The following is a 13,508-nucleotide window of genomic DNA, read 5'->3' on the forward strand; positions in this document are numbered from 1 at the left end:
CCTATTACGCAACGCTGTTGCTAAATTTTTTCGGTGATCGAGTTGAGTAGGGGTCGCCGGTTGGCGGCATTGGCCGCGCTGGCGCTGGGCGGCGTCGCGGTCGGCCTGACCGAGTTCGTGGCGATGGGGCTGCTGCCCGACATCGCCCGCGGTCTGCTCCCGCACGAGTACGCGCGGTCGTCGTCGGACGCGGTCGCCCGTGCCGGCTGGATGATCACCGCGTACGCGCTCGGCGTGGTCGTGGGGGCACCCCTGATCGCCGCGCTGAGTGCCCGCCTGCCCCGAAAGAAGCTCGTACTCGGTCTGCTGGTCCTCTTCGCCGTCGGCACTGTCGCATCCGCCGTCGCCCCCACCTTCGACCTGGTGCTGGTGGCGCGGTTCGCGGCGGCGCTGCCGCACGGCGCGTACTTCGGCGCGGCGGGTCTGCTCGCGGCGACCCTGATGGGCCCCGGTAACGAGGCCCGTGGTTTCGCCACCGTGCTCGGCGGTCTGACCGTGAGCAACCTGGTCGGCGTACCCCTCATCACCCGGCTCGGGCAGGCGGCCGGGTGGCGGCTCGCGTACCTGGTCATCGCCGGCTTCTTCCTGCTCACCCTGCTGGCGGTGCTGGCCGTCGTGCCGGAGGTCGCGGCGGCGGTCGACGGTTCGCCGGCCGCCGAGCTGCGGGCGTTGCGGACCTCGCAGGTCTGGCTGGTCGCCGCGACCGGCGCGGTGGGCTTCGCGGGGTTCTTCGCGGTGAACACCTACATCGCGCCGGTCACCACCGACGTCACCGGCCTCTCCGCCGCGACGGTGCCGTGGGCCCTGGTCGCGGTGGGTCTCGGCATGACCGTCGGCAACGCCCTGGGCGGCTGGCTGGCGGACCGCGACCTGCGGCGCAGCATGGTCATCGGGTTCGTGGCGATGATCGTGAGCATCGCCGTGTTCAGCCTGGTGGCGGAGACCCACGTCGGCCTGTTCGTGGGCGCGTTCCTGGTCGGTGCGACCAGCCTCTACCTCGGTCCGGTCCTGCAGGCGCGTCTGATCACCGTCGCCCCCGGCGCGCAACTGATGGGCGCGGCGCTCAACCAGTCGGCCATGAACATCGCGAACAGCCTGGGCGCCGCGCTGGGCAGCGTCGCCATCGCCGCCGGCTTCGGTTACCTCGCGCCGGCCCGGGTGGGCATCGTGCTGGCGGTCGTCGGGTTGGCCCTGGGCCTGGTCAGCTTCGCGGTCGGACGACGGGTGCGCGAGCGGGTCCCGGCCACCGTCTCGACCTGACGTGGCCGGGCCACCGCCCGCGCGGGGGGTCAGAAGTCATCCACGTTGACCGTCACCCGATCGGTGCTCGACCTCCAGTTCGGCACATTGATCACCTCGTAGCCGCCGCCGCGTTGGCCCACGGTTATCCGGGCGACGCCGAGCTGCGACGGCGCCGCCGGGATGAACAAATCCATGCCGGTGATGAAGGTCTGGCTGAAGAACTCCGGCAACGGGGTCGACAGATCCGTGACGGCATCGCTGCCGTCGTCGAAGGCGAAGATGGCGATCGTCCTCTTGACCCGAGGTGTGTTCGCCGCGTTCAGGACGTCCCTACCGTTGATCCACAGGTTGTCGCCGGCCCCGCCCTGGTCACCCCACCACTCCTTCTGGCGTTGGATGGTGAGCGCCGTGTGCCGGTCGCTGGTGTCGACCAGGGCGCTGAGGCCCTCGCCCGGCACGCTGGTCGCGAGGCGTACGAACGAGTCCGAGCGGAGGAACGGCTGGAAGTAGAAGTGGTGCGTGGCGGCGCCGGGACGCACGATCGCGAACTCGTAGCGAGCGGTCGCGAGCACCGGGAGTGGGCCGAACGAGCCGTCGCCACCCAGGGGCAGACGATGCGTGGGCCGATGTGACAGTCGGCCGCCGGTCAGCGGATCGACCGGGTAGACCTCAAGAGTCGCGCCGGTGACGCCGACGTTGCTCGGAAAGAGCACCGCGCGGCCGGAGACCCGGGCCGCGCCGAAGAGTTGCGGCACGATCCGTGTCGTGTGCGGGTTGCGCCCCCGGAGGAACCGGAACATCTCCCCGAACGACTCCGGCGACGACACGGTCTGGGTGTGGGACTGCTCCGGCAGGTGAACGTTGGTCGCGCCGGCGATGGCGCGGGCCGGGTCGCCCTCACCCCAGATGGCGAGGGTGGGCACACCGCCCGGTGGGGAGGTCGCGGTACGCCCGTCCAGGTTGACGTAGTGCGCGACCCGGGCGGCCCGCTCGGGGGAACTGGCGAGGTAGCCCTGCGTGACGAAGGTGCCCAGGGAGTGTGCGAGCAGGTCGACCCGGTCCGAGCCGGTGGCCGCCAGCAGACGGGCGATCCGCGCGTCGAGCCCCGCGTACACCTGGGGCAGGATCGCCGCCACGTTCGGGGAGTCGTACTCGTGGGCTTCGATGATGTCGATCGGGTAGCCGTTGCTGGCCAGTCGTTTGGCCTGGGACTGGAACTGCGCCGCCGACCCCGCGCTGCCGTGCACGAAGATCACTGGACGGTACGCCGGTGTGGCGGCGGCGGCCTCGGCGGCGCGCGGCACGGGGACGGCGGACAGGCTGGCCGCGACGGCGACGCCGGCAACCACGCAGAGCAGCCTGCGGAGAGACGTGTGCATCGATCCTCCACCTTGACGGACGAAGTATTTGCACTACTAGCGCAAGTATCGTGTCAGGGTGCGGCGCGACGGTCCACACCTTCCGGTCAGCTGACCTCCTTGGCGAGCAGGCTCTGGTTGAGCACTACCCCGAGGCCGTGCGCCGAGGTCCGGTCGGGTCGCTCGGGGTCGACGGCGGGTTTGCCGGCATTGTGGTTGATCAGCATCCGGCGTACCTCGCGTTGGGACCGTCGGTCAGCAGGTGGTCATCTGGCGGACACAGCCGGTTGACGTTCCGGCGGTTGTGCGACGATCGGCGGGCATCACGTCGAACGACCGTCCACCGGTCTGTCCGCGCGCGGTCGCGGGCAGCCACCGGGGAGGGCACACACCTCGTTACCCCTTGGAGAGCACGATGTCCCTCTCCCCGTCCCGGGTCTTCGCCGAGCTGAACGCGGCGCGACCCCCTGACCAACCCTCCCCGATCATGGGTACGGCCGTGGTGGTCGGCGGCAGCGTCGCCGGCCTGTTGGCCGCGCGGGTGCTGTCCGATCACGCCGACACCGTCGTCATCATCGACCGCGACGACCCGCAGGTGAGCGGCGCGCGACCCGGCGTACCCCAGGGGACCCAACTGCACGCGCTGCTGCCCGGCGGTCTCTTCCAGCTGGAGCGGATGTTTCCCGGGTTCCGCGACGAGGCGCTGGCGCGCGGGGCGGTCGAGGCGCCGCCCGCGGCCCGGCGCAACTACCTCGACGGACGCCTGAAGGTCGTCGTCCCCGACGACGCCGACAGCCTGGCGGGCAGCCGGCCGCTGCTGGAGGGCCTGATCCGCCAGCAGGTGCTTCGACTGCCCAACGTCAAGACGGTGACCGCCCGTGCCACCGGCCTCGTGTTCGACGACGGCGCGGTCACCGGGGTCCGCTGCGACGTCGGTGGAGTGCCCGGCGTCGAGCGCGCCGACCTCGTGGTGGACGCCATGGGGCGCTCCAGCAAACTGTCGGACTGGCTGGAGCAGGCCGACTGGGAGCGGCCGGTCACCCGACGGATGACCGTGCATCTCAACTACGCGACCGCCCTGTTCCGCCGCCCGGACGTCGCCCCGGCCTCGACCGTCGTGTTGGCACTGCACACCCCGAAGATGGCGATGGACGTGGCCGGCGCCGCTTTCTTCGCCATCGAGGACGGCCGGTGGATGGCCATGATGGCCGGTTACGGCAACGACCGCCCCGGGCGCACCGCGGAGGACTTCGTCCGCCGCCTGCGGGAGCAGTTCCCACCCGAGTTCGGTGCGGTCGCCGACCAGGAGATGCTCGGCGACGTCCAGACCTATCACCACTCCGACAGCCGACGACGGGACTTCCACGCGCTGACCCGGTTCCCGGCCGGGCTGCTCAGCGTCGGTGACGCCGTCGCGTCGTTCAACCCGGTGTACGGCCAGGGCATGACGGCAGCGGCCCTGCACGCGGCCTGCCTGTCCACGTACCTGCGCTCCGGCCCGGATCTGCGGACGCCCGCGCGTCACTACCTCGCGCTACAGAAGGTAGTGGTCGACGCCGCATGGTCCATCTCGACCTCCGCGGACCTGGCGCTGCCGCACGTCAATGGCCCCTACCCACGCGGCTACCGGCTCTCGAGCTGGGCCAGCCGGCGGATCATCGAGGCGACCGTCACGGACGTGACGACCGCGCGCCGGTTCAACGACGTCGTTTCCATGCGCGAACACCCGCGCTCGCTGGCCCGGCCCGGCGTGCTCCTGGACGCCCTGCGCGCCAACCGTCGCGCACACTGAGTGGGCAGCCCCGGCGGCCTCGACCCGAGGCCGCCGGGCCGGTCCTAGGAGTCCTCCACCAGAAGGCAGCCTGCGCGGCCGTCCGCGGACAGAAACGCGAGGGCCACGGGAGCGGCACCGAGGTTGAGATGGAACGGCGTCCAGTTCGTCGCCAGACGCAGAAGTGGCCGCCACGGCCCGCCCGCAGGCCAGTCGGTGGGTTCGGGCGGCAGGACCGTACCGCCGATCTTGTCGTAGTCGATCGCCTGGACGTAGCGGTCCCGGTCCTCGGACGACAGCGCCAGGTAAGCGTCCGACAAGAGGGGTTCGGGATCCTCGTCGCGCACCAGGTCGACTGTGTACTCCGCAGGTGACCCATCGGCGTGGTAGAGCGTCGGGCCGTTGGCCAGCGAGACGGTGGGCCCGGCGAAGGTGCCGGGCTGGACGACCACGGCGTTCTCGCCCCCGTCAGCGAGGATGACGTCCGGGTCGAACTCGTCGGCATCGCGTCCGTGGTCCCCGTGCGTGACGAAGACATAGGCGAGCCGTCCCGGGCCGTCGCCGACGAGTTCGGGCTCGATCGCGATCTGGCACAGGAAGCGCATCGGCGTGCCCCAGGCCGCGCTGACCGGCCACTGCGGTGGCCCGAGCCAGGTGGGCTGACCGCCGAACTTGGTGATCGGCTCGGTCACGGGCGTCTCCGCGCGCCGGTAGTCCACGATGCGCCACACGGCAACCATGGCGCAGACCGTAGCAGCGGTCCGGCGCCGCTCCCACGGCGTGCTGACCGGCGATCGTTGCTCAGCAGGTGGCGGCCACGACGGAGCGGCCCGCCGTGCCAGCCATATCCGGTGGTATGCCCGCCCTAGCGGGGGAGCTTACGGAGAATGTCGACGACGAAGCGGTGATCGTCCAGCTGCGGTAGCCCGGACACACCGACCCAGCCCACCACGCCGGTGCCGCGCACGCGCAGCGGCACCGCGCCGCCGGCCGCCGCGTACCGCGAGGCCGGCAGTCCGAACCGCTCGGCCAGCGTCACCTGCTTGTCCTGGCACAGCCGGGCCATGTAGAGCGAGGAGTGCTCGAACCGCATCACCACCCGCCCCTTGCGGCGTAGCCAGGCGTCGTTGTCCGCCGTCGACCCCGGCAGGCCGCAGTGGAACAGCTGACGCCCGGCCCGCCACACACCCACCGACACCGGCAGCCGCTGCTCGGTGGCGGCGGTGACCGCGAGCATTCCCAGCTCGTACGCGTCGGTCTCGGACAGGCCGGCGAGCTCCAGCTCACCCTCCTCGCGCAGCAGCTCGTCCAGCGTCGGCCACGGCTCACGGTCAGCTGACATGTTTCTTCTCCTCATCGTGCGGAGGCGATCATCGGGCGATCACCAGGCGCAGGGCGCGTAGTCCTTCAGGAAACAGCCGTAGAGGTCCTCGCCCTGCTCGCCGCGGACGATCGGGTCGTACACCCGGGCCGCGCCGTCGACCAGGTCCAGCGGGGCGTGGAACCCTTCGTCGGCCAGCCGCATCTTGGTCGGGTGGGGGCGCTCGTCGGTGATCCAGCCGGTGTCGACGCTGGTCATCAGGATCCCGTCGGTCAACATCTCCTGGGCGCTGGTACGGGTCAGCATGTTCAGCGCGGCCTTGGCCATGTTGGTGTGCGGGTGCCCCGGCCCCTTGTAGCCGCGGCCGAACTGGCCCTCCATGGCCGACACGTTCACCACGTACTTACGCCGGGCCGGTGCGGCGGCCATCGCCGCTCGCAATCGGCTGACCAGCACGAACGGTGCGGTGACGTTGCACAGTTGCACTTCGAGCAGCTCCACCGGGTCCACCTCCTGCACCCGTTGGACCCAGCTGTTGACCGAGTCGAGGTCGGGCACGAGACCGCCGGCGTCGATGGCCGTGGCCGCCGCGATCCGTTCCGGTGAGGCGGAGCCGCTGGTGAGGGCCAGCGCGGTCAGCGCGTGCGGGGTGAGCGCGGTCGACTGCGGCCCGGCGGTCAGGCTGCCCACCGGGGCGCCCTGCCCGTCCTGCTTGGCGAACGTGATCAGTTCCGGCAGTGGACCGTCCGGCAGGGCCGCGGCCTCCGCCGCGACGAGCTGCGCGTACGCCCCGGGGGACCGGCGGACGGTCTGCGCGGCGTTGTTGATCAGGATGTCGAGGGGGCCCTGGCTGCTGACCGAGTCGGCGAGAGCGATCACCTGGGCGGGGTCGCGCAGGTCGATCCCGACGACGCGCAGCCGGTGCAGCCAGTCTCCGCTGTCGGGCATCGCGGCGAACCGGCGGACCGCGTCGTGCGGGAACCGCGTCGTCACCGTCGTGTGCGCGCCGTCGCGCAGCAGCCGCAGCGCGATGTACATGCCGATCTTGGCCCGGCCGCCGGTGAGCAGCGCGCGCCGGCCGGTCAGGTCGGTGCGGGCGTCCCGGCGCTCCCGGTTGAGCGCGGCACAGGACGGGCAGAGCTGGTGGTAGAACGCGTCCACCTCGCGGTAGCGCTGCTTGCAGACGTAGCAGCCGCGCGGGTTGTGCAGGAAGCCCGCCGTCTCGCCCGCCACGGAGGACGCCAGCGGGATGCCCTGCGTCTCGTCGTCGATCCGGCCGGGAGCGCCGGTGGCGGTGGCCTCGGTCACCGCGCGGTCGGCGGCGAGGATGGCGTCTCGCCGCTCCTCGCGCCGCCGCTGCTTGATCACCTTGTAGAGCCGGGCGGTGGCCCGCTGCACCCGCACCACGTCGGGGTGGTCCGAGGGCAACGCCTCCAACGCCTCGAAGACGCTGAGGCAGTCCTCCAGCCGGCTTCGGTCAATACCGTCGTGACCGTTTTCGGTAATGTTGTCCACCGTCATGCGTCGTTGTCTCGTCCCGTATCCCGTGCCGGATCCAACCGGCCCGCCCCAAGTCCGACCCGAAACGGTACGCGCCCCACGGCCCCCGACGCACCTCGCGGCCCGCCGACCGGCGTCCGCCTCGCCGCGCGGTCAGTCGGCGTCGGCGCGACCGAGCCGCCAGTAGCCCATGAAGGCCACCGCCCGCCGGTCCAGCCCCCGCTCGGTGACCAGGTGTCGGCGCAGATCACGGATGACGCCGGCCTCCCCGGCCAGCCACGCGTACAGCGGTACCGCGGCCACCTCCTCCGGAACCTCCCACAGGATCCCGGTGTCCACGTCCACGTCCACGTCCACGTCCGGCTCGGGCCGGACGGCCGCCGACGCGCCGGTGGCCAACAGCTCACCGGCCGCGACGACGACGGCGGGCACCAACCGGCTGCCGTACCCGTCGGCACCCCGCGGCAGCCAGCGGACCTCGATGCCAGGGGGCGCGACCAGCGGCAACACGTCGGCGGCGTCGGGCACCTCCAGCACGACGGTGCCCCGGGCGTCGAGGGGAAGTCGCTCACAGATGCTGCTGATCGCCGGCACGGCCGTCTCGTCCCCGGCCAACAGCAGGGCGTCGCCGGTCGACTGTCGAAACTCGACCCCGCCGTGGTTGCCGTCGTATCCGGCGTCCGGCCCGACCAGCGCGATCTCGTCGCCGACGCTGGCCCGCCGAGCCCAGCGCGTCGCCGGGCCGCTGTCGCCGTGCAGCACCAGGTCGACGTCCACCTCGGCCAGGTGCGGTCGGACCGCCCGCACGGTGTAGGTGCGCACCGGGTTGCGCAGGTGCGCCGGCAGGGCCCTCCACTTCGGGTACCAGTCCGCGCCATCGGGAAGGTTCACCCCACGCTGACCGGGCAGCGGCAGCGCCAGCTTGATCCGCTGGTCGTAACCGTTGTCGGCGAAGCGGTCGAGGTCCGCCCCGGTGAAGGTCACCCGGGTGAAGGTCGGGCTGAGTCGGCGTACCGCGCGGACGGTGACGGCGAACACGCGCCACGGGGCGATCGGCAGGGTCTGGGTCATGGTGCCTCTCTCGGCTCGGGCCGGTGTCTACCGGGTGGTGCTCGCCCCGGGAGGCGCCGGCCGGCTGGGCGAGCACATGAGGTGAGGCTAACCTAACTAAGTGACGGCCTGTCAAGCTGGGCACGCGGCTCCGACCGGCCGGGCGGACCGGCGGTCGTCGGGTCCGCGCCCGGGTGGGGGATGCTGAGTCCGTGCAGATCGCGACCCTCGGCCCACTCGCCGTCGACGGCCAGCCCGTACGGGGTGAACGGCTCGCGGCGGTGCTCCGCGCGCTCATCGACGCGCGCGGTCGGGCGGTCTCCATGAGCCTGCTGGTGGACGCCATCTGGGACGGCGCGCCACCCGACGACGCGACGGGCGCCGTCCAGGCACTCGTGTCCCGGGTGCGCCGTCTCGGACTACCGGTGGTCGCCGCGCCGGGCGGATACCGGCTGCCCGTCGAGGAGATCACGATCGACGCGGTCGAGGCGCGCGGGCTCGTCGACCAGGCGCGCGCCACGCTCCAACGCGGTGACATCCGGGTCGCCCGCGACCTGGCCGATCGGGCACGTGCGCTGTTTCCCGAGGTGCCGGAGCTGGACAGCGCCGAGGACACCCGCCTGTTCGCGGAGGTCGCCGCGCTGCGCGCGCAGGCGGCACTCGCCGGCGTCGGCCCGCTCGACGAGGTCGACCTGGGCCGACTGGTCGCGCGTACCCCGCCGGACGAGCCGTCCGCCGCCCTGCTCGTGCGGGTGCTTGCCGCCCAGGGGCGGGAGGCGGAGGCGCTGGAGGTGGTCGAGCGGCTGCGCACCGAGCTGGCCGACCGGTACGGCACCGATCCCTCGCCGGTGATCACCCAGGTTCACCTGGCGCTGCTGCGCGGCGAACTGACCGCCGCGCCCGTCGCGGCACCGCCCCGGAAACCGGTGCGGATCGCGCTGCCCACCGCGTGGCGCCGTCCGATGGCCGCCCTCGTCGGGCGGGAGCAGGACGTCACGGCCGTCACCGGCGCTCTCGCCGAGACACCTGTCGTCACGATCGTGGCGACCGGTGGGGCGGGCAAGACCCGGCTCGCCGCCGAGGTGGCGCGGCGCACCGCGGCGGCCGGACAGGCGGTACGCGTGATCGAACTCGCTGGCCTGCGCTCGCCCGACGAGGTGCTGCCCACCGTGCTCGCCGCGCTCGGCGGGGCGGACAGCACGACGACCGGGGGCAACCTGGGTCTGGAACGACGGGTGCTCAGCCCCGAGGAGCGACTGCGCGCCGTCGCACCGGACCTCGACGGGCTGCTGGTGCTCGACAACTGCGAGCACGTGCTCGACGCGGTGGCCGTCGTCGTCGCGGATCTGGTCGCGGTGACCTCGCCGGAGGTCGCGGTGCTCGCGACGAGCCGCGCCCCACTGGGCCTGGCCGGCGAACTGGTGCACCGGCTCACCGCCCTGCCGGACGCTGACGCCCTCGCGCTTGTCGAGTCCCGGGCACGGGCCGGCGGCGCGGTGCCGACCTGGGACACCGAACGGGCGCTCGCCCTCTGCCACCGACTCGACAACCTGCCGTTGGCGCTCGAACTGGCCGCCGCGCGACTGCGGCACATGCCGATCGACGACGTGCTCGCCGGGCTGACCGACCGGTTCGCGCTGCTCGAAGACGCCCTGCGCGGCCTGCCCGAGCGGCACGCGAGCCTGTGGGCGTTGGTCGACTGGAGCCGGGAACTGCTCGCTGAGGCCGACCGCGACCTGCTGCAACGGGTCGCCGTCATTCCCGCGCCGTTCACCGCGGACCTCGCCGCCGCCGTCGCGCAGGCCCCGGACGTGCGCCGCGGCCTGGCGACGCTGGTGGAACAGTCCCTGCTGACCCTGGTCGAGGGGGACGGCCCGCCGCGCTACCGGATGCTCGAGACGGTCCGCGAGTACGGCGAGGTCCGGCTGGACGCCGCCGGCGGCCGGGATCTGGCGATGGCCGGCCTGGTCAGGTGGGCGCGGCAGCAGGCGGTCGCGCTCACCGACCGGTTCATCGGCCCCGAGCAGGTCGAGGCGCTGCACCGCTGCGCCGCCGAGCAGGACAACCTGGTCGCGGGTCTGCGGTGGGCGATGCGCGAGGACGACGAGCCGGCCTCGGTCGACGTCGCCACCGCGCTGTTACACCTCTGGTCGGTGCGCGGCCTGCATCTCGAGGTCCTCGCCTGGACGCGTGGGCTGCTGCACATCGACAACCCGCAGCGGCGGCTGCGGTCGGCGATCCTGCGCGGTGCGGCCAGCGGCCGGCCACTGCCCAACGCCGACCGGCTGGCCTGGATGTGCGTGGTGATCAGCGTGAACGCCGGCGTCAGCGCCGATCTGCGGCCCGCCGTGCTCGCCCGGCGGGCCCTGCGGACACTCCTGGCCGAACGTCCCACCGAGGTGTCGTCCCGGCTGACCGCGCTCGCGTCGGCGCTGCCCAGTTTCGACGTGTCCAACCTGGAACAGAACCTGAAGAGCGCGACCGAGATGATCGCGCACCCCGACCCGTACGTGCAGGGGCTTGGGTTGTTCGCGCGCGCGGCGGTGCGGGAGAACGCCGGCCTGCCGGATGCGTCGATCCGCGACGCGGAGCAGGCGTACCACCGGTTCGAGGCCGCCGGCGACCACTGGGGCATGGCGATGGCGGCGGGCGCCGTCGGGCAGTTCCTGGTCCCCGGCGGGGATGTCCGGTCGGCCGAGTGGCTGACCCGCAGTGTGCAGCACATGGAACTGGTCGGCGCCGCGCAGGATGCTCGGTCGATCCGGGTCCGGCTGGACGCGCAACTCGCCCTCGCCGGCGACGCGGAGGCGGAGCGGCGACTGGGGGAGACGGCCGCACTGGGCCAGGCCGAGCAGTTGGATGCCGCGCAGGCGCTGCTCGGCCTGGCCCGCCTCGCCTGGCAGCGCAAGCGGTACGACGACGTGCTGGCCCTCACCGACGAGGTGACCCGCATCCTCGCCCACTGGGTCGGGCCCCTGCCACAGCCGCGCGTGATGCTCCGAACCACGGCGGCGGTCCTCTACCTCCGGGTGGCCCAGGCTCGCCGGGTGTCGGGGGCCGCCGCCGTCCAGGCGGCCGCGATGCTGTCGCTCGCCCGCGACGACGCGCTGACCTCGCGGGACCTGCCGGTGATCGGGGCCTGGGCGTCCGGCGGTGCGGAACTTGCCGCGTACCGGGACGACGTCGACACCGCCCGTGAACTGTCCGCACTCGCGCAGCGGATCGGCACCCAGATCGAGATGTTCTTCCCGTCCGAGAACGGCGAACGGCTCACCGCCATCCTCGGGGACGAGGAGCTGCGTGAGCCGTTGCTGGCCGCGTGGCGCGAGCGACCGGCCGCCGCGGCCATCAGCCGGATCCGCGAGCTGATGGACGACCTGCTCGCCTGACCCGGACCTCCGTGCGGATGCCGCGCGCTCAGACCTTCTTGCGGTACGCGCGCAGCGCCAGCGGCATGAACAGCGCCACGAAGCCGGCGCACCAGGCGAGCGTCCACCAGACGTGGTTGCCGAGCGGGGTGCCCAGGAACAGTCCGCGTACCGACGCCACCAGGTGCGTCATCGGGTTGACGTCCACGAACGCCTGCATCCAGCCCGGCAGGGTGTCGGCGCCGACGAACACGTTGGACGCGAAGCTCAGCGGCATGATCAGCGCGAACATCACCCCCTGCACGGCGCCCGCGGTGCGCACCTTCATCGACACGAGCACCGGCAGCCAGCTCAGGCAGAGCGCGAAGAGCACCGCGAGCAGACACCCGGCGACCGCCCGGAACAGGTCGGTCTCGATCCGGAAACCCATCACGTAGCCGATCGCGAGGGTCGACACGGTGACGATGACGTACCGGACCACGTCGCCGAGGACCGCGCCGACCAGGGGGGCCGAGCGGGGGATGGGCAACGACCGGAACCGGTCGAAGATGCCCTTGGCGATGTCGGTGTTGAGGTTGACACCGATCGCGATGGCGCCGGTCGCGATCGTCTGCGCCAGGATGCCGGGCAGCAGGAACTGAAGGTAGTCGTGGGTCGATCCGGCGACGGCGCCGCCGAAGACGTACACGAAGATGATGAGGAACAGCACCGGTTGCAGGGTGACGTCGATGAGCGCCTCGGGCGTACGCCAGGTCTTGATGAGGCTGCGCTTCGCGAGCGCCAACGAGTGTCGGACCAGCCGGAACGGCCGTGGGTTCGGGGTGGTTGTCGACAGCCCCCGGTTTCGGGGCGGTGCCGTGTCGATCAGAGTGCTCATGCCGCGACCTCCGTGGGGCGGGTGGTGTCGTCGTCGGACGCCGTACGCCCGGTGAGGGTGAAGAACACCTCGTCGAGGCTCGGCAGGTGCAGGGAGAGTTCGGTGACCGCGATGCCGGCCGTGGCGAACCGCGCGACGCTCTCGGTCAGGGCCGTGTCGTCGGTGACCGGCACCGCGAGCACGCCCTTGCGGATCTCGTCGGCCTGACCGCCGGAGCCGACCTGGGTCAGGATCTCCGCGGTGCGGGGCAACTGCGCCGGATCCGACGGCCGGACCTCAAGGGTCTGCCCGCCGACCACCCGCTTCAGGCCTTCCGGGGTGTCGTGCGCGATGACCCGGCCGTGGTCGATCACCGTGATCGCGTCGGCGAGCGCGTCGGCCTCCTCCAGATACTGCGTGGTGAGCAGCACCGTCGAGCCGTTGTTGACCAGTGAGCGGACCACGTCCCACATGTCCTCGCGCTTGGCCGGGTCGAGGCCGGTGGTCGGCTCGTCCAGGAAGATCACATCGGGGGAGCCGACGAGGCTGGCGGCCAGGTCCAGCCGTCGCCGCATGCCCCCGGAGTACGTCTTGGCCGGCCGGTTCGCGGCATCGGTCAGGTCGAACCAGTCGAGCAACTCGGCGGCCCGTCGCCGGGCGCCGGTACGCCCCAGCTCCAGCAGGGTGCCGAACAGCTCCAGGTTCTGCCGCCCGGTCAGGTCCTCGTCGACCGAGGCGTACTGGCCGGTGAGGCCGATGCTCTGCCGAACACGCTCGGCGTCCCGTACCACGTCGAAACCGCTGATGCGGGCGGTGCCGCCGTCCGGGGCCAGCAGGGTGGAGAGGATGCGCACGGCGGTGGTCTTGCCGGCGCCGTTGGGGCCGAGCACCCCGAGCACCGTGCCGCGGGGTACGGCGAGGTCCACGCCCTGAAGCGCCCTCGTCTTCCCGAAGGTCTTCACGAGGCCCTCGGCCTCGATCACCAGGTCAGCTGTCATGCGTACAGTCTGCGCGGGCCGGCTGACACGGCCCTGACACGCCA

Annotated in this window: 10 protein-coding genes; 3 read left to right on the plus strand and 7 right to left on the minus strand. The window is 72.2% G+C overall.

What is annotated here, in order from left to right:
• The first annotated feature begins 33 nt into the window (after positions 1-33).
• Entirely contained in the window at positions 34-1,260 is a 1,227-nt protein-coding gene (locus AB0J33_RS25660) for an MFS transporter (protein ID WP_363616710.1), read from the plus strand.
• A gap of 29 nt (positions 1,261-1,289) precedes the next feature.
• On the opposite strand, the gene AB0J33_RS25665 is transcribed toward AB0J33_RS25660, so the two are convergent.
• On the minus strand, positions 1,290-2,621 hold the full coding sequence (locus tag AB0J33_RS25665) for an alpha/beta hydrolase (RefSeq protein WP_363616712.1): 1,332 nt from the start codon (positions 2,619-2,621) through the stop codon (positions 1,290-1,292).
• A 394-nt stretch (positions 2,622-3,015) separates the two neighbouring features.
• Between AB0J33_RS25665 and AB0J33_RS25670 the strand changes: the two genes are divergently transcribed.
• Entirely contained in the window at positions 3,016-4,392 is a 1,377-nt protein-coding gene (locus AB0J33_RS25670) for an FAD-dependent monooxygenase (RefSeq protein WP_363616714.1), read from the plus strand.
• Between the two features lie 44 nt (positions 4,393-4,436).
• Here AB0J33_RS25670 and AB0J33_RS25675 read toward each other — a convergent pair whose 3' ends face one another.
• The 4 genes from AB0J33_RS25675 to AB0J33_RS25690 form a co-directional block, all read right to left on the minus strand.
• Positions 4,437-5,111, minus strand: a complete 675-nt coding sequence (locus AB0J33_RS25675) for a hypothetical protein (protein WP_363616716.1) — start codon at positions 5,109-5,111, stop codon at positions 4,437-4,439.
• Between the two features lie 125 nt (positions 5,112-5,236).
• Positions 5,237-5,713 (minus strand): heme-degrading domain-containing protein, encoded by a 477-nt coding sequence (locus AB0J33_RS25680; RefSeq protein WP_363616718.1) that lies wholly within the window; start codon positions 5,711-5,713, stop codon positions 5,237-5,239.
• A 39-nt stretch (positions 5,714-5,752) separates the two neighbouring features.
• On the minus strand, positions 5,753-7,213 hold the full coding sequence (locus tag AB0J33_RS25685) for an SDR family NAD(P)-dependent oxidoreductase (protein ID WP_363616720.1): 1,461 nt from the start codon (positions 7,211-7,213) through the stop codon (positions 5,753-5,755).
• Positions 7,214-7,345: 132 nt separating this feature from the next.
• Positions 7,346-8,263: a siderophore-interacting protein gene (locus tag AB0J33_RS25690; RefSeq protein ID WP_363616722.1), complete on the minus strand. Its 918-nt coding sequence runs from the start codon at positions 8,261-8,263 to the stop codon at positions 7,346-7,348.
• 191 nt (positions 8,264-8,454) lie between these two features.
• Between AB0J33_RS25690 and AB0J33_RS25695 the strand changes: the two genes are divergently transcribed.
• Positions 8,455-11,631, plus strand: coding sequence for a BTAD domain-containing putative transcriptional regulator (locus tag AB0J33_RS25695; protein ID WP_363616724.1), 3,177 nt, complete (start codon positions 8,455-8,457; stop codon positions 11,629-11,631).
• A gap of 28 nt (positions 11,632-11,659) precedes the next feature.
• Here AB0J33_RS25695 and AB0J33_RS25700 read toward each other — a convergent pair whose 3' ends face one another.
• On the minus strand, positions 11,660-12,487 hold the full coding sequence (locus AB0J33_RS25700; RefSeq protein WP_363616726.1) for an ABC transporter permease: 828 nt from the start codon (positions 12,485-12,487) through the stop codon (positions 11,660-11,662).
• On the minus strand, positions 12,484-13,464 hold the full coding sequence (locus tag AB0J33_RS25705) for an ATP-binding cassette domain-containing protein (protein WP_363616728.1): 981 nt from the start codon (positions 13,462-13,464) through the stop codon (positions 12,484-12,486). The genes AB0J33_RS25700 and AB0J33_RS25705 overlap by 4 nt, the downstream gene beginning before the upstream one ends.
• Positions 13,465-13,508 lie beyond the last annotated feature (44 nt).

The organism is Micromonospora sp. NPDC049645 (assembly GCF_040675155.1).
In the GTDB taxonomy this organism is placed as follows: Bacteria; Actinomycetota; Actinomycetes; order Mycobacteriales; family Micromonosporaceae; genus Micromonospora.

Excerpts from the sequence above, each read along its gene's own strand:
- AB0J33_RS25665 (WP_363616712.1), bottom strand. The coding sequence starts at position 2,621 with ATGCACACGTCTCTCCGCAGGCTGCTCTGCGTGGTTGCCGGCGTCGCC.
- AB0J33_RS25670 (WP_363616714.1), top strand. The coding sequence starts at position 3,016 with ATGTCCCTCTCCCCGTCCCGGGTCTTCGCCGAGCTGAACGCGGCGCGA.
- AB0J33_RS25675 (WP_363616716.1), bottom strand. The coding sequence starts at position 5,111 with ATGGTTGCCGTGTGGCGCATCGTGGACTACCGGCGCGCGGAGACGCCC.
- AB0J33_RS25680 (WP_363616718.1), bottom strand. The coding sequence starts at position 5,713 with ATGTCAGCTGACCGTGAGCCGTGGCCGACGCTGGACGAGCTGCTGCGC.
- AB0J33_RS25685 (WP_363616720.1), bottom strand. The coding sequence starts at position 7,213 with ATGACGGTGGACAACATTACCGAAAACGGTCACGACGGTATTGACCGA.
- AB0J33_RS25690 (WP_363616722.1), bottom strand. The coding sequence starts at position 8,263 with ATGACCCAGACCCTGCCGATCGCCCCGTGGCGCGTGTTCGCCGTCACC.
- AB0J33_RS25700 (WP_363616726.1), bottom strand. The coding sequence starts at position 12,487 with ATGAGCACTCTGATCGACACGGCACCGCCCCGAAACCGGGGGCTGTCG.
- AB0J33_RS25705 (WP_363616728.1), bottom strand. The coding sequence starts at position 13,464 with ATGACAGCTGACCTGGTGATCGAGGCCGAGGGCCTCGTGAAGACCTTC.